This window comes from Pseudomonas sp. RSB 5.4, from assembly GCF_037126175.1.
Lineage (GTDB): Bacteria > Pseudomonadota > Gammaproteobacteria > Pseudomonadales > Pseudomonadaceae > Aquipseudomonas > Aquipseudomonas fluorescens_H.
This window is the reverse complement of record NZ_CP146986.1, coordinates 5,304,450-5,325,600: the sequence shown is the minus strand read 5'-3', so window position 1 is coordinate 5,325,600 and position 21,151 is coordinate 5,304,450. Positions and strand designations below refer to the sequence as shown.

Below are 21,151 nucleotides of genomic sequence, written 5' to 3'. Positions count from 1 at the left end.
CCATAAAACCACTGTGGGAGCTGGTCAGTCTCGACGTCTTAGCGCGGTGGATAGTTGGCCAGGATACGACTGACCGTCTCACGAATCGCTTTGCTGCGATCCTCGGGGTTCGGCGTGCTGCTGAGCATCTGCTCGTCGCTGCCGCGCCACACCAGTTTGCCGTCCTTGCCGTCGAGCAGGTCGATCTGGATCGTCGCCACTTTGTAGGTGATGTTGCGGGTTTCGTTGTACATCGGTGCGCCCCAGTATCCGTTCCACGGGCCGCCCCAACCGCCGCCGTAGTTGGTGGTGACTTGCTGCTGGCGATCCTCGACGATCAGATAGGCTTGCACGTTCAGGTCGCCCTTGGTGCCCGCCGCCGCAGGACGCAAGCCACGCTGGTCAAGCTGATCACTGACGGCCTGGCGGATGCGTTGCTCGGTCAGGTCACTCTTGATCCGTGGATCATCAGGGCGGTATTGCAGCGCGGGTTCTTTCCAGTTCCAGCTGCGATAGGCAGCGAAGTCGCGGCTGGCATCGAAGTCGTGATTGACCTGGTTGGCGGCGCAGGCGCTGAGCAGTGCGGCCATGGCCAGTAAAGCGAGACGACGGAACATGGTTGTTCTCCGGTTGAAGGCCTGAATCTGCGAAGCGTTCTCACCTGAAGTCTAGCTCGGCGGATAGGCCGACAGCGCTTTTTCCAGAGCCTCGCGAATGGCGTCGGTGCGCACGAGCTGGCTCCCCTGATTGGCGGTTTCGGCGCTGGCGCTCCACACCGGTTGACCGGTGCCGGCGTCGAACAGATTGACCTGCACCACCACGACCTGCTCCTGATAAGTACGAACAATCGGCACGCTGTTGTACATGCCGTAACCGCGCCCGTATCGATCATAGCCACTGTATCCGCCGTAACCGTAATCGTCCTGCACCTGACGCAAGCGGGTTTCCAGACGCAGATTGGCGCTGACCAGCAGGTCGGCCGGACGGTTGTCGTGCAACGGCCGCAACCCGCGCTGATCCAGTGCATTGCTCACCGCTTCGGCCACTTGCGCCGAATCGGCCCAGGCCGTGCCCGGCGGCAACTGGCCGTTGAGCCAGGCCCAGCTGCGATAGCGCGCATAGTCACGCGGCGGCGCCGGATAGGCGCTGCGATCAAAGGTGTTGGCGGCTTGAGGCGGCGCCGGTGGCAAGGGCCGCGATTGCGCTACGTACGGGTTGCTGCCCTGGCAGGCAGCCAACCCCAGACAGATCAGCAATAACCCGGATTGAGCTTTCATGTGGTGCTCCGATCAGATCGGCCGGCAGATCCAGTGCAAGTAACGCCCAAGCCCGGCGAAGCTTGGGTGGCGACGGTGAGCGAGCTCCATCTCCAGCAAATCCACCAGTTCGGCGCGAGCCTGGAATTCCACCGGCATGTAGTCGTGGAAAACCCGAATCCCGCTCTGGCTTTCGACCTGCCACAACCCTTCGAGTTGCGTTGCCAATTCTCGTGGATCGAGCGGCTGTTGCGGGGTCAGACTCTGCTTTTCCCCGGCCAGGGTGTTCTTGCGCATTTTCTTGAAATGGCCTTTGAGCAGGTTGCGGTAGATCAGCGCATCGCGGTTATAGAACGCCAGTGACAACCAGCCACCGGGCTTGGTCAGTTGATGCAGCACCGGCAGGATCGCGTGTGGCTCGGCCAGCCATTCGAGCACCGCGTGGCAGATCACCAGATCGTAGGGCTCGGTGAGCTGACCAAGCAGCTCCTGCCACGGCGCCTGAATGAACGTTGCGCTCTGCCCGGCTTCGGCGAAGCGCTGACGGGCGCCCTCAAGCATCGGCTCAGCCGGCTCGGTGAAGGTCACTTCATGGCCGCGCTCGGCCAGCCACAGCGACATGTGGCCCAGACCGCCGCCGATGTCCAGCACGCGCAGCGGTCGGTCCGGCAATGCTTCGGCCAGGTCGGCCTGCAACACCGCGAGGCGAATCGCGCCTTTGGCGCCACCGTAGATTTTTTCGGCGAACCGGGTCGCCAACTGATCGAAATGCCGGTCGCTCATCAGCTGAACCGCCGTTCGCTGTCGGCGAGCTTGCTGCGCACCACTTCATTCATGTCCAGCCCCAACTCGCTGCACAGCAGCAACAGATACAAGACGATGTCGCCGACTTCCTGCCCGGCATGCGCCAGTTTGTCCGCGGGCAACTGGCGGGACTGGTCTTCAGTCAGCCACTGGAAGATCTCCACCAGCTCGGACATTTCCACGCTGGCAGCCATGGCGAGGTTTTTCGGGCTGTGAAATTGCCGCCAGTCATTGCGGTCGCGAATGGCGTGCAGGCGTTCGGTCAGTTCAACAAGGTTCATCGGGCTCTCCTGAAGGCGTATAGCTTCGGGGGGATGCCAAACGAAGGCAAGGGGCACGCGTCGCTCCCACACAGGATTGAGGCAAACCCTCTATAGTTGCAGGGAACTCGGCCACCTGCGTTGTGGCCCAAGGCTCAGCTCTTTCATCAGGATGCACACATGCAGGTAGAAAGCTTTTTCGAATGGCTCGGCCAGGCGCTCGGTTCGGTCATCCGCTTTATCGTTGATGGCCTCAGTGGCCTGTTCAATGTGCTGAGCCATGCCGGCGGCAACTTTGTCGACGGTCTGGCCAAGACCTTGGGCATGGACACCTCGATCATCAGCATCCTCGCGCTGATCGTTGGCTTGATGCTGCTGTGGTCGGCGATTCGCGCGTTCATGAATGCGTCGATCATTGCCGGGATCATCTGGTTGCTGCTGGGGTTGTGGTTGTTGAGCTGGATCATCCACTGACACCTCTCTTCCCCTGTGGGAGCGGGCTTGCTCGCGAAAGCGTCAGATCAGTAAAAGCTGTTTTGACTGACACACTGCCTTCGCGAGCAAGCCCGCTCCCACAATAGGTCGCATGAATCGCTACAATCCCCGCTCCCCCAAGGAGCCCGCATGTCCAACCTGATCGCCGACTGGCGCGACCGCCCGACTCACCGCAAGGTCTGGGCGCTCGCTGCGCCGATGATTCTTTCGAATATTTCCGTACCGCTGGTGGCGCTGGTCGACAGCACCGTCATCGGCCACCTGCCCCACGCCCATCAGTTGGGCGCGGTGGCAGTCGGTGCCAGCCTCTACACCTTTCTTGCCTGGGCCATGGGTTTTCTGCGCATGGGCACCACCGGGTTTGCCGCTCAGGCGGCCGGGCGCAGCGATGGCGCGGCGTTACGGCAGATTCTGTTGCAGGGTTTGCTGCTGGCGCTGGGACTGGCAATCGTGCTTGGCATTCTCGGCGTGCCGTTGAGCGGTGTGGCCCTGCATTTCATGCAGCCATCGGCAGAACTCGATCAACTGACCCGCGAGTTCTTCCACACCCGGCTATTCGGCTTGCCGGCAGCGCTGGCCAGTTACGCCCTGGTCGGCTGGTTTCTCGGCACCCAGAATGCACGGGCGCCACTGGCGATTCTGCTGACCACCAACCTGATCAACATCGCTCTCAACCTGTGGTTCGTGATAGGTCTGGAATGGGGGGTGGTCGGCTCGGCCCGGGCCTCGGTGATCGCCGAGTGGAGCGGCGCCCTGCTCGGCCTGTGGCTGACCCGTGGCGCATTGCGCGCCTATCCCGGGCACATCGCCTGGGCAGCGCTGAAGGTGTGGCAGAGCTGGCGCCCGCTGCTGGCGGTCAACCGGGACATCTTCATCCGCAGCCTGGCGCTGCAATCGGTGTTTTTCCTGATCACCGTGCAAGGTGCGCGATTGGGCGATGCCACAGTGGCGGCGAATGCCTTGCTGCTCAATGGCCTGCTGTTGACCGCGCATGCGCTGGACGGCTTGGCCCATGCGGTCGAAGCCTTGTGCGGCCACGCCATCGGCGCCCGCGACCGCCTCGCCCTGCGCCGCTCACTGGTGGTGGCCGGCGGCTGGTCGCTGCTGGCCAGCCTCGGTTTCGCCGCGCTGTTTCTGTGGGGCGGGCACTTGTTCATCGAGATGCAGACCGACATCCAGAGCGTGCGCGACACCGCGTTCATCTACCTGCCGTATCTGGCGGTGTTGCCGCTGATTGCGGTCTGGAGCTACTTGCTCGACGGTCTGTTCATCGGCGCCACCCGTGCCCGGGAAATGCGCAACGGCATGCTGCTGACCATCGCCCTGCTGCTGCCATTCGCCTGGGCGCTGCAAGGGCTGGGCAATCATGGGCTGTGGATAACGTTCCTGCTGTTCATGGTCTTGCGCAGCCTGACCCTCGGCGCACTCGCCCTGTGGCTGCGGCGCAACGACGGCTGGTTCAGCGGCGCCACTCACTGAGCCGGCGTGTGTTTGACGAACGCCACGACCTGATCGAGTACCGGCGCCAGCCGCCGCAGCGGCCGCGACAGGGTTGCCACCAGCGTCACATGATTGGGGCGCGAGTAATACAGATCCTGCACCGGCACGCCGACCTCACGCAGTTTTTTCGCGAGGCCGGCGGTGTTGCGCGTCGGGTTGACCAGATTGTCCTTGGTCGCAGCAATCAGCAACGCCGGAGGCTCGCCCGCCCTGACGTGGTTGATCGGCTGCGATTGCGGCGGTGAGTCCGGCCAGAAAAATACCGGGCGCACGTCGGTATTGTTGATCGGCAAAAAGTCATACGGCCCGGCCAGGCCGATCCAGCCGCTGAGGTCTTTCGACGACATGCCCACCGCCCCCAGCAGGCCGGGGTCCAGCGCCAGCATCGCGGCGTTGTAGGCGCCGGAGCTGTGGCCCATCAGATACAGGCGTTGCGGGTTGCCGGAGAACTCGCGGATATGTGCGCGAGTCCAGGCGACTGCCCGCGCCGAGTCTTCAAGAAACAGCGGATAGCGCACTTGCGGGTACAGCCGATAATCTGCCAGCACCGCGACAATTCCCCGCGACGCCAGCGCCTCGCCGACAAACGCGTAATCGCCGCGCTCACCGCTGTTCCAGCTGCCGCCATAGAAGAACACCACCACCGGCGCGTCCTCCAGCCGCTGACGTGGCACGTAGACGTCGAGTTTCTGTCGCGGATCATCGCCATAGGCAATCCCGGCGGTTTTGTGGAACGTGTCGTCGGGGGTCAGCGCATTGAGCACCTTGACCGGGGAACATCCCGTCAGCACCAGCAGCAGAAACCCGCCGAGGACTGCGCCGAACCGCTGCCACAGAGGATTTGTCATGGATGTCGCACCTCAAGATTGATCGTTCTGCCACTGTCGCCGCACATGGTCGAGCCGTTCCTGCTGGGTCAGCCCGTCCGGCACGCCTGGCAATCCCGCTCGGGGATGCTGCAAGCGTAGCCACAACCAGCCATCCAGCACGGTTCGGTCACTGAAACCCAGCGTCAGTCCCTCCTGCACATGGGAGGCCATCCGCGTGTAGTCGGTTCCGAGTGATTGGCACCAGCGCCAGATGTGGTGTTCCAACAGGCAACTTTGCAAACGTTCGCGCTGACGATGGGTAAGGCTTTCATCGATCCCCAGCGGCTCGACCGCCCACTGCGGATTGCGCAGTTGCTGCCAGCCCTGACTGCCGATGGCGAGGTCGGCCCAGGTGCCACCGAACCAGCGCATCAGCCGGATCGGGCCGAGCCAGCGGCTCAAGTCGGCGGCATCACAGGCATCGAAGAAATAACTCGCTGTCTGCCGGTTGTAGTAACCGAGCAAGGCACGGTGGTTGAGCCCGAACGAAACGCTGAGCATCCGGCGCAGGTGGTTCAGAAGTGTCTGCTGCGAAGCATCGCTGGCCAGCAGCAGACCGCGCCAGGTCTGCGGATCGCGGTGACACAGCGCAGCCAGTGCCGGACTCTCGTGCAACTCGACCAGCAGCGGCCCGTACTCGCTCACCGCTTGAAACTCGGTGCCCTCGAGCAGCCGCGTGCAACGTACTCCGGCGAACCCCTGACGCAGTGTCGCCAACGCCTGCTGCGCGTCGGTGCCGTCGAGCAACAGCCACTGTGCCTGCTGGGCAAACCCGACGCCGCTCAAGTGGCGCCGCCCTGATCCAGCGACGCGACCAGTCGGCAACTGCAGATCGACGCCGTGCAATGGTTGTAACTGCCGCCGCCGGGCAACAGGCACAACAGCAACAGCGGTTCGGCGGACTGGAGCCATTGCGCCAGACCCGCACTCGCCAGCACGTCCGGCAGCTCCAGTGACTCGTCGACGTCTTCGATCACCGCCGGTTCCTGCAGCACGCCACTGATCACCGGTTGATCCGGATCGCCCTCATGAAAACTCACCACCACTTCGACCCCTTCACGCAACGATGCCAGCGACGTGTCGCTCAACGCCGCCGCCAGCGGCAGCCAACAGTGGCTGGCGGCAGCGCCTTCGCCCTGGTAAAGCCAGTCAAACTGCACGGCCACCGGTCGCAGGTCGTCAGGTTGTGGTTCATCGACCGTCACCACCCAGGCACGTTGCAGGCTGTGCATCCGCGGTCGGGTACAAGTGCTCGCCAGCGGGGGGAGTGGCGCCTGGGCGGCGGCAACGATCCGATTGCTGTAAGACGGCTCGCTGGCGGGGTCAGCACGATGCTCGATCCGGCTCAGCAACCAGCGGCGGTTGCACTCGGTAAACGGATGTTCGGTCAGCGCCAGCCACTGCGCGCTGCGCAAGGTCGGCAGATCGCTGTGGCCGTAAGCTTTGCCGATCCGGGCGGGATGCGCGCCCGCATCCGGCGCATTCATCTCTATCTGCCAGCGTCTTACCGTCGCCGCACTCGCGCCCGTGTCCACAGACGCCACACCCGCCACGGGCAAGCGCGCAGGATCATCGGCGAAAACCACACAGTGCCCGTCGGGCCGGTGCTCGAAGTAGTAATGAATCCCGGCCTGCGCGCACAGGCGTTGCACAAACTGCAGATCCGATTCGCAGTACTGGGTACAAAAAGTGCGCACCGGGTAATCGCAGTGCAAATCAAAGCGTCGTTGCCCACCGATGATCCCGTGCTCCTTGAGCACCTGAGCGAGGATCTGCGGCACGCACTGGCTGCTGAAAATCCGCTGGCTGAACCGTAGCGCCAGGCAACTCAGCTTCGGCCCCAGCGTCACCCGACACAAGCGGCAACCCTCGGCGTGCTCGTGCTGGACAAGACTCTGCAATTGTCCGCTCAAGCCATTGTGCAGGGGGCCGAACTGCAGGAACGCCGAGCGGAAAAGCAGACCGGCAAGGTCCAGTTGCGGATCATCGATCAACAGATCGATCGCAAAAACGAAGGGTTCGCTGATGCCCTCACTCCCAGTAAAGGCCAGCACCTCGAAGGGGTCGGGCAGCCCCGCTACATCGAGACGAAACGACGGCTCGTTGACTGATTCGAACATGGGCGGATCTCTACAGGAGGGACGGCCGGGGATTCTCGCCGAGAGCCATGGCCGAGTAGAGAGCTGAAGTACAACTTAGGAAATGACCTACGCGAAAAGCAGACCGGATGACTTCACGGGCGATGTCATGCAGTCTTTTCGCGGGGAATTTGGGAGATGTCCCACCGGGTCATCCGAATTTTCCACAGCTTGCGGAAAAATTTCAGACAACCCGGTGCAACAGACCTGACTCAGGAAGACAGGTAGGAGGAGCGGGTCAGACCCAGACGCAAGGCATCGAGGAACTGCGTGCGCTCGCTGGCACTGATACGGGCACTGGCGCACTTGTCGCGGTAGTGGGTCATCAGTTCTTCCGGCGACAAGTGCACATAACGCAGCATGTCTTCGATGGTGTCGTGGGTCTCGATGCCGGCGTGGTACACGCTGCCATCGGCGTTCTGGTAGATGTTCACCGAGTCGGTGTCACCGAACAGGTTGTGCATGTCGCCGAGAATTTCCTGATAGGCGCCGACCAGGAACACGCCCAGCAGGTAGTCTTCACCTTCGTTCAGACCGTGCACTGGCAGGCTGGTCTCGATGCTCTGCTCGTCGACGTACTGGTTGATCTTGCCGTCGGAATCGCAGGTCAGGTCTTGCAGCACGGCGCGACGCAGCGGCTCTTCGTCCAGACGATGCAGCGGGATGATCGGCAGCACCTGATCGATCGCCCAGGTGTCCGGCAGGCTCTGGAACACCGAGAAATTGCAGATGTACTTGTCGGCCAGCTTGTCGTTGAGTTCGTCGAGCACCTGACGGTGCGAACGCTGACGCGCCTTCAGCGAGTTGTGCAGGCGCCGGCACACAGCGAAATAGCACTGCTCGGCCAGGGCTTTTTCCGCCAGGGTCAGTTTGCCGTCGGCGTACTGCGAAGCCACGTCGCTCATGTAGTGCGTGGCGCGCCAGTAAGTCTCGGTGACCATCTCGATGTCGGTCGGGCCGAGCAGGTCCACCAGCCACTGCACGGTTTCCGGCAGGTTTTCCTTGTTTTCGATCAGCGGGATTTCGTCGTTGTGTTTCTCGACGTCGGTCACCTGCACCACCAGCATCGCGTGGTGCGCGGTCAGCGAGCGGCCGCTTTCGGAGAAGATGTGCGGATGCGGCAGGCTCTGCGCGTCGCAGAACTCCTTGAGCATGCCGACCACGACACCGGCGTAGTCGTCCATGTCGTAGTTGATCGAACTGGCGTTGCGCGAGTGGGTACCGTCGTAGTCGACACCCAGACCGCCGCCGACGTCGATGTGATCGACCGGCAGGCCAAGGTTGCGCAGCTCGCCGTAGTAACGGATCGCTTCCTTGAAACCGTGCTGGTAATCAGCCAGGTTGGCGATCTGCGAACCCATGTGGAAGTGCAGCAGGCGAATGCCCTGATCGAGGCCGGCCGCGCGGAAGCGCTCGACCACCGACAGCAGTTGCGCCGCCGACAGACCGAATTTGGATTTCTCGCCACCGGTGTCCGCCCACTTCGAGGACGCCAGCGACGACAGGCGCACGCGAAGACCGACCTGTGGCTTGACCTTCAGCGAGGCGGCTTCTTCGATCACCAGGCCGACTTCGGATTCTTTCTCGATCACGATGAACACGTTGTGGCCGAGCTTCTGGCCCATCAGCGCCAGACGGATGAACTCGCGATCCTTGTAACCGTTGCAGACGATGGTGCCGCCCTTCGGCGCCAGCGCCAGCACCGCCAGCAGCTCAGGCTTGGAGCCAGCTTCCAGACCGATGGAAACGTTGTGGGTGGCGATGATGTTCTCGATCACCGCTTCTTGCTGGTTGACCTTGATCGGGTAGAGCGCGGTGTACTTGCTCTGGTATTCCAGGCGCTCGATGTTCGAGTCGAAAGCACCGGTCAGCTGACGGACACGGTCTTGCAGGATGTCGGGGAAACGTACCAGCAACGGCAGGGACAAGCCGCTCTTGCGCAGTTGGTCGACTTGTTCGAACAGGTCGATAGGCGAACTGCTCGGGCCGTTCGGACGAACTTCGACGCGACCGGCGTCATTGATCGCGAAATACCCGGCCCCCCAATGGCGAATCCCGTAAACACTGCGGCTGTCCGCAACTGTCCATTGGCTGCCATCGTCTTTACGTGTGCGTCGTACGGACATCGAAGTCCCCTATAAAGAAGTCATAGTGCGTCGCCTGATCGCAGGCCGGCGCAGTCTAAAGAATGAAAATGACGATTCGTCAGCGCGGCGGTAGACCGCGCTGACCGCGTGTAGTTTAGAAACCGGTATGAACAGGCTCTGTGAAAACCATGGAGACGACGCCGGCGCTGAGCATTTCAGAGCCGGATCAAGCCGCAGGTGGTTTTCACAGAGGCTGCTAGCCGCCGGACTTCTTCGCTTTGAAACCGAGCTTGATCAGTTCAGCCAAGAGTAGCTCGACATGATCGCCCTGGATTTCGATGATCCCGTCCTTCAACGCCCCACCGGTGCCGCAACGTTTCTTCAACGTTGTCGCCAGCTCCTTGAGAGCGTCTTCGGCCAATGGCACGCCGGTTATGGTGGTCACCGTTTTGCCGCCACGGCCCTTGCTCTCGCGACGCACGCGGGCAATGCCGTCCCCGGCCGGGATCACGGTTTGTTTGCAGATACAGGCGTCCACCGGCTTACTGCATTCCGGGCAATGACGACCTGCGTCGGTGGAAAATACCAGGCCACCAAGGGCGGCGAAGGATGCGGCTTTTTTGGCCACCGGCAATCCTCTTGGGAGGACAAAGACTGATCGCGACCTTGGGCAAGGTCATCGACCGCGAAGCCCCACTCAGGCAGGGGCAGCGCTACTGCACCGTGCGCTTCAATAAAAGCAGGTCGGTGCAGCTTGAAAAGGTCGCGCAGTGTAACGGCAAAAAGCGCAATTGCTAAGAGCCAATCGGCGCCAATTTATGAGTTCTTTGCGACGTCGCTTTGCTGAGCCTTCAGATAGCGCTTCAACGCGGCCAGAGAGTCCGGACAGTAAGGCTTTTGCTCGATTTCGCGCATCACCTGTTCGACCGGAATAAAGCGTGCTTCCAGCACTTCTTCAGGCTGCAGTTTCAGCGGGCCGTCCCACACCGCGGAAAATGCCGAACACCACAGACGGTTGCCGGTGTCTTCGAAGAAGAAATGATCGTGGGCGGTCAATTCCACCCCGCTCACACCCAACTCCTCTTCCAGCTCCCGGGCTGCGGATTCGGCGTAGGTTTCATCGGCCTGCACCATACCGCCGGCCGCAACATCCCAGTAACCGGGATAGATCGCCTTGCTCAAGGTGCGCCGATGCACGCAAAGCTCACCGGCGCTATTGAACAGCATGATGTAGGTGCCGCGACCGATCAGCCCGCGTTCACGCAAATCGGCCCGCACCAAGGCGCCGAGCAGGTTGTCCTGCTCGTCGACCCAGGCGATCTGTTCGGCATCGGAGGCGGCGCGGTGGGCCGCCTCTTTGGCGCTCTCGACCATGACTCAGCCCTGATTGAGCAGTTGACGCAAATCGATCACCGCTGCGTTGGCCCGGGAAATGTAGTTGGCCATCACCAGCGAGTGGTTGGCCAGAATCCCGAAACCGCTGCCATTGAGGATCATCGGACTCCAGACTGTCTGCTGCGAGGCCTCCAGTTCACGAATGATCTGACGCACGCTGACCGTGGCGTTCTTCTTGGCCAGCACATCGGCGAAGTCCACCTCGATAGCGCGCAACAGGTGCGACAGGGCCCAGGCCTGACCGCGAGCTTCGTAGAACACGTTGTCGATCTGCATCCAGGGAGTTTCCACAACTTCCTCATCGACCTGTGGCACCTGCCCCGGCGCCACGACTTCAGTCTTCAGCGCGGTATTGAGCTTGACCCGACCGACACTGGCCGACAGTCGTTGCGACAACGAACCGAGACGCGTACCGACATCGCCCAGCCAGTTGTTCAGGTTGTCGGCTCGAGCATAGAACAGCGCGTTTTTCTGCGAAGGATCGGACAGGCGCGCCTGATAGCGGCTCAGGGAATTGATGCCTTCCTGATATTCCGACTCGCTCGACGGCAGGATCCAGCTCTTGTTGTCGAAGTTGAAACGCGGCTCGGCCTTGGCCAGATCGGCGTCTTCGGCCGACTGCGATTGCGAGCGGGCGAAGTCCTTGCGCAGGGCACGGGTCAAGTCACGTACCTGCACCAGCACGCCGTATTCCCAGCTCGGCATGTTGTCCATCCACAGGCCCGGCGGGAAACGGTCATTGGCGATGTAACCGCCCGGCTTGTTCAGCAAAGTACCGGCAACGGTTTTCAGGGTTTCGACCGTGGTGTAGCCGACGACCATCTGCTTGCCTTCTTTTTCGGCCGCAATCTGAGCGTTCTGCGCCACCGGGAACAGCGCCGGCTCCTCGCTCCAGTAAATGCCCAGGGCGATGGTCACCAACAGGTAAATGCCGACCAGTGTGGCCAGCGCACGGCTGAACAACAGGCCGCCGAAATAGCTGCGGGTGGCCGACTTGGGCTCGGCGGCACGTTCAGGCGCGCTGCCCGCGCGGTTCTTCCAGTCCAGCATGGCGATATCCTTTCAATCACTTGGGTTCAACGGTTCGACCACAACCATACAACAACGTGCCAAGGCCGGCACCCGCCCGTAAAGATAAGCAGCAAATCCGCGGCGCGGACGAAGCATCCGTCAGAGTCTAGGGGAATACCTGATACCGCACCGGCAAAAATCTTTCGCCGAACGGTTTTTCAAGCACGCAAAAACCATTCAAGAGCTTTATGTCAGCCGCAGCGGAAAGTCATGTGAATGATCCCGCCGGCCACCTCATACCCCCGGCATTCGGGGACTTGCCCGACGAGCAGGTCCGTTTTGAAACCCGCCAGTCAGAAACTGAATTGTGTCGCATCGCAGATTATTGACGCACGACACTGATGTAAGGGAAAAGAGGTGCTAGCATAGAGCCACCAGTCGATCTCAGCATGCACCCTAACTAGTAGTCAGGATATGACCGAGCCAGAAGACCCCAGCCGCGAGCGCCTCAAGCACCACTTTGCCCAGCGGGTAATTCATCAGGCACGTCAGATTCTTGAGATATGGCAGCGCCTGCAACGCAGTGAGTGGTCCACTGCCGACCTCGCCGAACTGAGCGAGGCCAATCTGCGCCTGCTGCGTTTTGCCGAGCGTTTCGAGCAGCCCGAGCACACGCAACTCGCGCGTCATATCGGCCAGTCGCTGGAAGCGGTGGACGCCAATCGCGGGCGCCTGAGCAGTGGCCTGATCACCGATCTCAATCGTTTGATGCAGCGCCTGTCGCGCACCGGTCTGCGCCATGGCGATCAACTCGACCAGACCTTCCTGCCGCCGCTGCGCAAACCGATCTACGTGATGTTGCAGGATCACGACCGCGCCGAGCGGCTGGCCAAGCAGCTGGAATTTTTCGGCCTCACCGCGCAGGCGCTGGACAGTGTGGCGGCGTTTCGCTCCTCGATGGTCGAGCGCTTGCCGGCTGCGATCGTCATGGACGTTGACTTCAGCGGCGCTGGCGTCGGCCTGCAACTGGCCGCCGAAGCCCAGGTCGGTCTGGAAGAACCGCTGCCGCTGCTGTTTTTCAGCCTGCACGAAACTGACACCCCGACCCGCCTCGCGGCGGTGCGCGCCGGTGGCCAGGAATTCCTCACCGGCACCCTCGAAGCCTCGAGTCTGCTGGAGAAGATCGAAGTCCTGACCTGCGTTGCCCAGTACGAACCCTATAAAGTGCTGATCATCGACGACTCCCGCGCCCAGGCCTTGCACACCGAACGCCTGCTCAACAGCGCCGGGATCGTCACTCGCACGCTGATCGAACCGATCCAAGCGATGGCCGAACTGGCGGACTTCCAGCCGGACCTGATCATCCTCGACATGTACATGCCGGCCTGCACCGGCACCGAACTGGCCAAGGTCATTCGCCACAACGACCGCTACGTCAGCGTGCCGATCATCTACTTGTCCGCCGAGGACGATCTGGATAAACAGCTCGACGCGATGAGCGAGGGCGGCGACGACTTCCTGACCAAACCGATCAAGCCGCGGCACCTGATCACCACCGTGCGCAACCGCGCCGCGCGTGCGCGCAACCTCAAGGCACGCATGGTCCGCGACAGCCTCACCGGCCTGTACAACCACACGCACATCCTGCAATTGCTCGAAGACTGCTCGTTCCGCGCGCGCCGCGAGAACAAGCCACTGAGCTTTGCCATGCTCGACATTGACCACTTCAAACGGGTCAACGACAGCCACGGCCACCCGATGGGCGACCGGGTGATCAAGAGCCTGGCGCTGTTCCTCAAACAACGGCTGCGCAAGACCGACTTTATCGGTCGTTACGGCGGCGAGGAATTCGCCATCGTCATGCCCGACACCGACATAGAAGCGGCGCACAAAGTGCTCGACGAGATCCGCCAGCGCTTCGCCGAAATCCACTACCCGGCGCAACCGCAGGATTTGTGGTGCACCTTCAGCGCTGGCGTGGTGGAAATGCACGAGGACTCCGACAGCCTGATGATGGCCAGCCAGGCCGACGAGGCGCTGTACCGCGCCAAAGGTGCCGGACGCAATCGGGTACAGACCGCGTACGGATCAAAGCAAAGTGCCACTTTTTCATCGGAATCCACCGATTCGGTCATAACCCTGTAACAGAACCGCAATAAATTCAGGCGCTTACCATTTCTGCCGTTGGTAGCCGTCATGCGCCTGAAGTTGCTCACCAATCTCAACACTCTGCTGCTGGTCGCCGTCTGCGTGGCCCTCGGCGCGACGCTGTGGTGGTCGCAAAAAGCCCTGGAGCGTCCGTACTTGTTGATGGAGCGCTACCTGGGCCTGTCGCAGCAATTTCAGAATGATGTGGCGCGCAATGTCGAGGATTACCTCGCCAGCGGCGACGCGCTGCGCCTGAGCAGCGCCAGCCAGGCCATCGACGGCTTGCAGAAGGAACTCGGCGAACTGCCACCGGCACTGGCCGAGCCCCTGCGCCCGAGCCTGTCGAGCCTCGAAGAATTCAGCAAAACCGACCTGCTCGCAGCCGGCAAACTGGCCGGTGATCCGCAGGCACTGCTGTTGCAGGCCGAACGCGAACTGAGCGCCAGCCTCGATCAGCTCAGCACCTACGCCGATGGCAACGCGACGTACCTGACACCCCTGCTCACCGCCTCGCAGCATCTGGGCAAGCTGTCGCTGGCTCGCGACAAACTGGTCAGCAGCGGCCGCAGTGAACTGGCCGCCGACGTCGAGCGCGAGGTCAGCAACATCCGCGCTCAGGCACAGGTGATCGATGCCCTGCCCCTGCTCGGCGTGGTCGCCAAGAACGAATCCGGCAGCGATGATTTCGCCGCCATGATGGGCATCGAAAGCAACGAAAAAGCCGCCGCCGAAGACGCTGGTGTCAGCCTCAAGCGTGAACTCAACAGCCTGCTGGGGCGCTATCCGGCGGAACTGGAACGCACCCGCGAGCAGATCCAGAAACGCACCGACCTGAGCACCGCCACGCACCTGAAGATCGCCGCCGTGCAGCAAGCCATCGCCGGCCTCGAGCCGGTGGTGCGCGCCCAGCACGGGCAGATTCAGGGCGAAGTGCGCCTGATGCAAGGCGTGATGATCGGCCTGATTCTGTTGATCGCCCTGCTGATCGACACCCTGCAGCGGCGCCTCGCCCGCACCCTGACCAACCTCGCCCCGGCGCTGTCGACCTGGGCCGAGGGCGACTTCAGCAACGACATTCACTTGGGCAAGACCAACCGCGAGCTGCACGACATCGAAGCGTCGCTCAATCGCTTGCGCGCCTATCTGGTGGATCTGGTCGGCACGATTCGCGGCAATGCCGAACAAGTCGCCGGCAGCAGCCGTACCCTCGCCGAACTGAGCAATGAGCTGCACAGCGGCGCCGAACATCAGGCCGGCGATACCGCGTTGATCCGCGACTCTCTCGGCGAACTGGAGGCGACCATCCAGCAAGTGGCCGGTGATGCGCGCCAGGCCGCGGACGCCAGCCGCCATGCAGGGCTGGCGGTCGAACATGGACAGACCGTGATCGGCCAGAGCCTCACCGGGCTGCACGCACTGGTCGGCGAGGTGCAAGGCAACGCGCAGATGATCGAGCACCTGGCCGAAGAGTCGGCGACCATTGGTGGCGTGCTGACGGTGATCCGCTCGATTGCCGACCAGACCAACCTGCTGGCCCTGAATGCGGCGATCGAAGCGGCGCGGGCCGGGGAAATGGGCCGTGGTTTTGCGGTGGTGGCCGAAGAAGTGCGCTCACTGGCGCAACGCACGGCGGGCGCGACAGCGGAAATCCAGACGCTGATCGCCGGCCTGCAAAGCGCCGCCCGACAATCGGTCGAAGGCATGCGCGCGCAAGTCGAACACGCCGAAGCCACGGCCAATCAGGCACAGGCGGCGGACGGCGCGCTGGATAAAATCGTCGGTGCGATCCAGACCATTTCCGACACGGCGATCCGCATCGCCGACATCACCGCCCAGCAGAGCGGCGCGGTCAGCGAGATCCGTGACCACAGCGAGCGGATTCATCAATTGGGCGGGGATAACCTGCTGCGCATCGGCGAAGGTCGTGAACAAGGCGAGAACCTGCTGGTATTGGGCGGACAACTACATACCGCCGTGCAAGCCTTCCGCGTCTGACAAATAGCCTTCGCGAGCAAGCCCGCTCCCACATTGGAATGCGTACCCCTGTGGGAGCGGGCTTGCTCGCGAAGGCGGTATTGCTGTCACCACAAATGACCGGATCAAATTACTCAGTCACAAATTTCGCGCAAACATCGGTCATCGTGCTGGCTATTGCAGAGAACTGGACAGTCACAAAGTCTTTGCGGCATAGTCGCCGGGTTCTGACGACTGCTCATTCATAACAAGGAACACGCAGATGGCAACCCTACTGGTGCTGCACGGCCCCAACCTGAACCTGCTCGGCACCCGCGAACCCGGCACCTACGGTTCAACGACCCTGGCGCAGATCAATCAGGATCTGGAGCGCCGCGCCCGTGAAGCCGGCCATCATCTGCTGCACCTGCAAAGCAACGCCGAGTACGAATTGATCGACCGCATCCACGCCGCTCGCGGCGAAGGTGTCGATTTCATTCTGATCAATCCAGCAGCTTTTACGCACACAAGCGTCGCATTACGTGACGCGCTGCTGGGAGTGAGCATCCCATTCATCGAAGTGCATTTGTCCAACGTGCACAAGCGCGAACCTTTCCGCCATCACTCTTACTTCTCCGATGTAGCGGTGGGAGTGATCTGCGGCCTTGGCGCCAGCGGTTACCGACTGGCCCTGGAGGCCGCACTAGAGCAGCTTGAAACACAGGCAACAGCTTGAACCACAAGCGTTAAACGCCCCTGACCGACCCTTGGGAGTTGATGATTCATGGATATCCGTAAAGTTAAGAAACTGATCGAATTGCTGGAAGAGTCCGGCATCGACGAGCTCGAGATCAAGGAAGGCGAAGAGTCCGTACGTATCAGCCGTCACAGCAAGACCCCGGCTCAGCAGTACTACGCTCCGGCGCCGATGCAGGCTCCGGCCGCTGCGCCTGCCGCCGCTGCCGCTCCAGTGGCTGCCGCCGCTCCGGCTGCCGCTGCTGCTCCAGCACTGAACGGCACCGTGGCCCGCTCGCCAATGGTAGGCACCTTCTACCGTAAATCTTCGCCAACCTCGCCAGCCTTCGTTGAAGTCGGCCAGACCGTGAAGAAAGGCGACACCCTGTGCATCGTCGAAGCCATGAAGATGATGAACCACATCGAAGCTGAAACCAGCGGTGTGATCGAATCCATCCTCGTCGAAGACGGCCAGCCGGTTGAGTACGACCAACCGCTGTTCACCATCGTTTGAACTGCGGAGAGCCTTTGATGACTGCGAAGTTGGAAAAAGTTCTGATCGCTAACCGCGGTGAGATCGCCCTGCGGATTCTGCGTGCCTGCAAAGAGATGGGCATCAAGACCGTCGCCGTTTACTCCAAGGCCGACAAAGAGCTGATGCACCTGGGTCTGGCAGACGAATCCGTCTGCATCGGCCCGGCTTCTGCCGCTCAGTCCTACCTGCACATCCCGGCCATCATCGCTGCCGCTGAAGTGACTGGCGCTACCGCCATTCACCCAGGCTACGGTTTCCTAGCGGAAAACGCCGATTTCGCCGAGCAGGTCGAGAACTCCGGCTTCGCCTTCATCGGCCCGAAAGCCGACACCATTCGCCTGATGGGCGACAAGGTATCGGCCAAGCACGCGATGATCGAAGCCGGCGTGCCAACCGTTCCTGGTTCCGACGGCCCACTGCCGGAAGACGAAGAAACGGCACTGCGCATCGGTCGTGAAGTCGGCTATCCGGTGATCATCAAGGCCGCTGGCGGCGGTGGTGGTCGCGGCATGCGCGTGGTGCACAAGGAAGAAGACCTGATCGCCTCGGCGAAACTGACCCGCTCCGAAGCTGGCGCGGCGTTCGGCAACCCGATGGTCTATCTGGAAAAATTCCTGACCAACCCGCGTCACGTCGAAGTTCAGGTGCTGTCCGACGGCCAGGGTCACGCCATCCATCTGGGCGACCGCGATTGCTCGCTGCAACGCCGTCACCAGAAGGTTCTCGAAGAAGCGCCGGCACCGGGCATCGACGAGCAGGCGCGCCAGGAAGTTCTGGCTCGCTGCGTCAAGGCGTGCATCGATATCGGTTACCGTGGCGCCGGCACGTTCGAGTTCCTGTACGAGAACGGTCGTTTCTACTTCATCGAAATGAACACCCGTGTTCAGGTGGAGCACCCGGTTTCGGAAATGGTCACCGGTATCGACATCGTCAAGGAGATGCTCAGCATCGCCGCTGGCAACAAGCTGTCGTTCACGCAGGATGACGTGGTTATCCGCGGTCACTCGCTGGAGTGCCGGATCAACGCTGAAGACCCGAAAACCTTCATGCCGAGCCCGGGCACGGTCAAGCATTTCCACGCCCCAGGCGGCAACGGCGTTCGCGTCGATTCGCACCTGTACAGCGGTTATGCGGTTCCGCCGAACTACGACTCGCTGATCGGCAAGCTGATCACTTACGGCGCCACCCGCGACGAAGCCATGGCGCGCATGCGCAATGCCCTGGACGAAATCGTGGTGGACGGGATCAAGACCAACATCCCGCTGCACCGTGATCTGACCCGCGACGAAGGCTTCTGCAAAGGGGGCGTGAACATTCACTACCTCGAGCACAAGCTGGCTGGCGAGAAGCACTAAGCTTCAGCCCGCACCTGACAAAGCCGCCTTCGGGCGGCTTTGTTGTTTCTGCAGATTACATAAACCCCTGTGGGAGCGGGCTTGCTCGCGAATGCGGTGTATCAGATACATTTATTTGTCTGGCACAGCGCCTTCGCGAGCAAGCCCGCTCCCACAGGGTGCAATGCAGCTCCCACAAACCCTGCGCGCTCGCGTAAACTTGCGCGCTTCTCGCTGGCCGCTAGGCTGCAATCATATTTTTTCAAAGGTGCCCGCCATGCCTTGGCTGCAAGTACGTCTCGCCATCAGCCCGGAACAAGCCGAAACCTACGAAGACGCTTTCCTTGAAGTCGGCGCCGTTTCGGTGACCTTCATGGACGCCGAAGATCAGCCGATCTTCGAGCCGGAACTCAACACCACCCCACTGTGGGCGCACACGCACCTGCTGGCCCTGTTCGAGGGCGGCACCGAGCCTGCGCCGGTACTCGCGCATCTGGAACTGCTGACCGGCAGCCCGCTGCCCGAGCATCACAGCGAAGTCATCGAAGACCAGGACTGGGAACGCAGCTGGATGGACGGTTTCCAGCCAATGCGTTTCGGTCAGCGCCTGTGGATCGTGCCGAGCTGGCACGCCGCCCCTGAGCCTGACGCAGTCAACCTGCTGCTGGATCCGGGCCTGGCGTTCGGCACCGGCACCCACCCGACCACCGCACTGTGCCTGGAATGGCTCGACGGCCAGGACCTGAAGGACTGCAACGTGCTCGACTTCGGCTGCGGCTCGGGGATTCTGGCAATTGCCGCCCTGCTGCTCGGCGCGAAAGAAGCGGTCGGCACCGACATCGACGTGCAGGCGCTGGAAGCCTCGCGCGACAACGCCGGGCGCAACAACATCGCCGATGAGCTGTTCCCGCTGTACCTGCCGGAAGATCTGCCGCAAGTCAAAGCCGACGTGCTGGTCGCCAATATTCTGGCCGGCCCGCTGGTTTCCCTGGCGCCGCAGCTGTCCGGCCTGGTGAAAACCGGCGGTCGTCTGGCGCTGTCGGGCATCCTCGCCGAACAAGGTGAAGAAGTCGCTGCCGCCTATGCGCAGGACTTCGATCTCGACCCGATCGCCAATCGCGATGGCTGGGTGCGTATCACCGGCCGCCGGCGCTAGAATGACCGACTGCATAATCCGGATCGCCGCATGACTGACAGCTTCGTCACCCAGTGCCCGCATTGCCAAACCAGCTTCCGCGTCAGCCATGCTCAATTGAGTGTGGCACGCGGGGTGGTTCGCTGTGGCGCCTGCCTGCAAGTGTTCAATGCCGCCAAACAGCTGCTGGAACAACACGCCGGCAAGGACGCGGTCACCCCGGTGGCGCCGGCCATGGTCGAGCCAGTACCGTCTCAGCCGGTGGTCAGCGAGCCGCCGCCGGTGGTCGAAGCGCCCGTCGACGACGAACCACCCGCGCCGCGCGCCATCAGCCAGAAGCAATGGAGCGCCAACGAGCTGGACCTGGACTGCCTCGATCTGGACGAAGAACTCGCCCGGCTCGAACAACGGGAAATCCAGCCGACCACCGAATTCGGTCGTCAACGCGAAGAGTCCCTGAGCGCCCGCCGCGACAGCCACGAAAGCGATGAAACGGAGTGGCGCGACAGCCTGTTCAGCGCGCGCGACGATGAGCGTCTGCCCGAGCCCGAAGCTGCGATCGAGCCTGATATCGTCGAAGTAGAACCACTGAAAACCACGCGCACCGAGCCTTCGTTGTCGCTGGAACCGGTGGATCTGGACGACGAGCCGCCGATCCCGCAACTGCGCCTGCACGACCCGATCGATCCGAATGCCCGTCGTGAACGTCTGTCGGCCAACGTCGAGCCCGACGATGATGACCTGCCCTCGGTCGAGCCGCTGCGCAAGAAACGCGAGCGTGCCGAACCCGGCGTACGCGCCGAAGTGCTGCAGGACCTGACCGACGATCCGCTGCAACTGGACTGGCAGAAACGCCGCTCGCCCTGGGGCCGACGCCTGCTCTGGGGCTTGCTGGTGCTGTTGGCCGCCGCCGGTCTGGCAGGTCAGTACATTGCCTATCATTTCGATGAACTGGCGCGGCAGGATCAGTACCGCCCATGGTTTCAGCAGTTCTGTCCGCAGATCGGCTGCACGGTGCCGTCCAAGGTCGACATCGGCAAAATCAAAAGCAGCAATCTGGTGGTGCGCAGCCATCCGGAATTCAGCGGGGCGCTGGTGGTGGATGCGATCATCTACAACCGCGCGACGTTCTCCCAGCCATTTCCGTTGCTGGAGCTGCGTTTCGCTGACCTCAACGGTCATCTGATCGCCAGTCGTCGCTTCAAACCCGGCGAATACCTCAACGGCGACCTTGAGGGCATGGCGGAAATGCCGCCGCAGACGCCGATCCACATCGCGCTGGATATCCTTGATCCAGGCCCCAAAGCGGTGAATTACAGCCTGAGTTTCCACTCGCCCGAGTGAATCGCTTCATCGCTTCAGGTTTGACGGCAGTTTTCTGACTTCGCCCGCGCCCACCAAACCGCTGGTAATAACAGAATAACTGTTCAGATTTTGTTCAATTCAGCCTTTATCCAGTCATCGAGAGCGGGTATCATGCCAACCCTTTTTCGAACTCTCATGATCCGGCCCCACTT

General features: G+C 61.9%; 20 protein-coding genes. 9 read left to right on the top strand and 11 right to left on the bottom strand.

Annotation, left to right across the window (positions count from 1 at the left end; all coding sequences use genetic code 11):
- Window positions 1-38: 38 nt before the first annotated feature.
- From V9L13_RS23985 to V9L13_RS23970, 4 genes are read right to left on the bottom strand one after another with little or no spacing between them, the layout of a single operon-like run.
- On the bottom strand, window positions 39-596 hold the full coding sequence (locus tag V9L13_RS23985) for a DUF4136 domain-containing protein (protein ID WP_201135894.1): 558 nt from the start codon (window positions 594-596) through the stop codon (window positions 39-41).
- Window positions 597-647: 51 nt separating this feature from the next.
- On the bottom strand, window positions 648-1,256 hold the full coding sequence (locus V9L13_RS23980; protein ID WP_338800704.1) for a DUF4136 domain-containing protein: 609 nt from the start codon (window positions 1,254-1,256) through the stop codon (window positions 648-650).
- 12 nt (window positions 1,257-1,268) lie between these two features.
- The gene (locus V9L13_RS23975) at window positions 1,269-2,018 is read right to left on the bottom strand and encodes a methyltransferase (protein ID WP_338800703.1); all 750 of its coding nucleotides are present in this window, start codon (window positions 2,016-2,018) and stop codon (window positions 1,269-1,271) included.
- A complete protein-coding gene (locus tag V9L13_RS23970; protein ID WP_007951009.1) occupies window positions 2,018-2,320 on the bottom strand; it encodes a MazG-like family protein in 303 nt (100 codons plus the stop codon). Before V9L13_RS23970 ends, V9L13_RS23975 begins: the two co-directional genes overlap by 1 nt.
- 159 nt (window positions 2,321-2,479) lie before the next feature.
- On the opposite strand from V9L13_RS23970, the gene V9L13_RS23965 reads away from it, so the two are divergent.
- Both V9L13_RS23965 and V9L13_RS23960 read left to right on the top strand, forming a co-directional pair.
- Window positions 2,480-2,773 carry a hypothetical protein gene (locus tag V9L13_RS23965; protein WP_003221294.1) on the top strand — a complete coding sequence of 98 codons (294 nt, stop codon included), beginning with the start codon at window positions 2,480-2,482 and terminating at the stop codon, window positions 2,771-2,773.
- A 150-nt stretch (window positions 2,774-2,923) separates the two neighbouring features.
- Window positions 2,924-4,273 carry an MATE family efflux transporter gene (locus V9L13_RS23960; protein WP_338800702.1) on the top strand — a complete coding sequence of 450 codons (1,350 nt, stop codon included), beginning with the start codon at window positions 2,924-2,926 and terminating at the stop codon, window positions 4,271-4,273.
- Here V9L13_RS23960 and V9L13_RS23955 read toward each other — a convergent pair.
- The 7 genes from V9L13_RS23955 to V9L13_RS23925 form a co-directional block, all read right to left on the bottom strand.
- Window positions 4,267-5,142, bottom strand: coding sequence for an alpha/beta hydrolase (locus V9L13_RS23955; RefSeq protein WP_338800701.1), 876 nt, complete (start codon window positions 5,140-5,142; stop codon window positions 4,267-4,269). The genes V9L13_RS23960 and V9L13_RS23955 overlap by 7 nt on opposite strands.
- Before the next feature lie 12 nt (window positions 5,143-5,154).
- Window positions 5,155-5,949 carry a DUF4123 domain-containing protein gene (locus tag V9L13_RS23950; RefSeq protein ID WP_338800700.1) on the bottom strand — a complete coding sequence of 265 codons (795 nt, stop codon included), beginning with the start codon at window positions 5,947-5,949 and terminating at the stop codon, window positions 5,155-5,157.
- Window positions 5,946-7,283, bottom strand: a complete 1,338-nt coding sequence (locus V9L13_RS23945; RefSeq protein ID WP_338800699.1) for a contractile injection system protein, VgrG/Pvc8 family — start codon at window positions 7,281-7,283, stop codon at window positions 5,946-5,948. The genes V9L13_RS23950 and V9L13_RS23945 overlap by 4 nt, the downstream gene beginning before the upstream one ends.
- Window positions 7,284-7,513: 230 nt before the next feature.
- The gene (speA, locus tag V9L13_RS23940) at window positions 7,514-9,427 is read right to left on the bottom strand and encodes an arginine decarboxylase (RefSeq protein ID WP_338800698.1); all 1,914 of its coding nucleotides are present in this window, start codon (window positions 9,425-9,427) and stop codon (window positions 7,514-7,516) included.
- A 217-nt stretch (window positions 9,428-9,644) separates the two neighbouring features.
- Window positions 9,645-10,016: a translation initiation factor Sui1 gene (locus V9L13_RS23935; protein WP_003221288.1), complete on the bottom strand. Its 372-nt coding sequence runs from the start codon at window positions 10,014-10,016 to the stop codon at window positions 9,645-9,647.
- Between the two features lie 188 nt (window positions 10,017-10,204).
- The gene (locus V9L13_RS23930) at window positions 10,205-10,762 is read right to left on the bottom strand and encodes an NUDIX hydrolase (RefSeq protein ID WP_003221287.1); all 558 of its coding nucleotides are present in this window, start codon (window positions 10,760-10,762) and stop codon (window positions 10,205-10,207) included.
- A gap of 3 nt (window positions 10,763-10,765) precedes the next feature.
- The gene (locus tag V9L13_RS23925; protein ID WP_003221286.1) at window positions 10,766-11,833 is read right to left on the bottom strand and encodes a DUF2333 family protein; all 1,068 of its coding nucleotides are present in this window, start codon (window positions 11,831-11,833) and stop codon (window positions 10,766-10,768) included.
- 435 nt (window positions 11,834-12,268) lie between these two features.
- On the opposite strand from V9L13_RS23925, the gene gcbA reads away from it, so the two are divergent.
- The 7 genes from gcbA (at window position 12,269) to V9L13_RS23890 (ending at window position 20,978) form a co-directional block, all read left to right on the top strand.
- Window positions 12,269-13,939 carry a diguanylate cyclase GcbA gene (gene gcbA, locus V9L13_RS23920; RefSeq protein ID WP_338800697.1) on the top strand — a complete coding sequence of 557 codons (1,671 nt, stop codon included), beginning with the start codon at window positions 12,269-12,271 and terminating at the stop codon, window positions 13,937-13,939.
- Between the two features lie 51 nt (window positions 13,940-13,990).
- Window positions 13,991-15,937, top strand: coding sequence for a methyl-accepting chemotaxis protein (locus V9L13_RS23915; RefSeq protein WP_338800696.1), 1,947 nt, complete (start codon window positions 13,991-13,993; stop codon window positions 15,935-15,937).
- Between the two features lie 241 nt (window positions 15,938-16,178).
- A complete protein-coding gene (aroQ, locus tag V9L13_RS23910; protein WP_003221283.1) occupies window positions 16,179-16,631 on the top strand; it encodes a type II 3-dehydroquinate dehydratase in 453 nt (150 codons plus the stop codon).
- Between the two features lie 48 nt (window positions 16,632-16,679).
- Window positions 16,680-17,144 (top strand): acetyl-CoA carboxylase biotin carboxyl carrier protein, encoded by a 465-nt coding sequence (accB, locus tag V9L13_RS23905; RefSeq protein WP_024164417.1) that lies wholly within the window; start codon window positions 16,680-16,682, stop codon window positions 17,142-17,144.
- A gap of 17 nt (window positions 17,145-17,161) precedes the next feature.
- Window positions 17,162-18,520: an acetyl-CoA carboxylase biotin carboxylase subunit gene (accC, locus tag V9L13_RS23900; protein ID WP_045122275.1), complete on the top strand. Its 1,359-nt coding sequence runs from the start codon at window positions 17,162-17,164 to the stop codon at window positions 18,518-18,520.
- Window positions 18,521-18,776: 256 nt separating this feature from the next.
- Window positions 18,777-19,655 (top strand): 50S ribosomal protein L11 methyltransferase, encoded by an 879-nt coding sequence (gene prmA, locus V9L13_RS23895; RefSeq protein WP_027613592.1) that lies wholly within the window; start codon window positions 18,777-18,779, stop codon window positions 19,653-19,655.
- A gap of 30 nt (window positions 19,656-19,685) precedes the next feature.
- Window positions 19,686-20,978: a DUF3426 domain-containing protein gene (locus V9L13_RS23890; RefSeq protein ID WP_338800695.1), complete on the top strand. Its 1,293-nt coding sequence runs from the start codon at window positions 19,686-19,688 to the stop codon at window positions 20,976-20,978.
- Window positions 20,979-21,151: the final 173 nt, after the last annotated feature.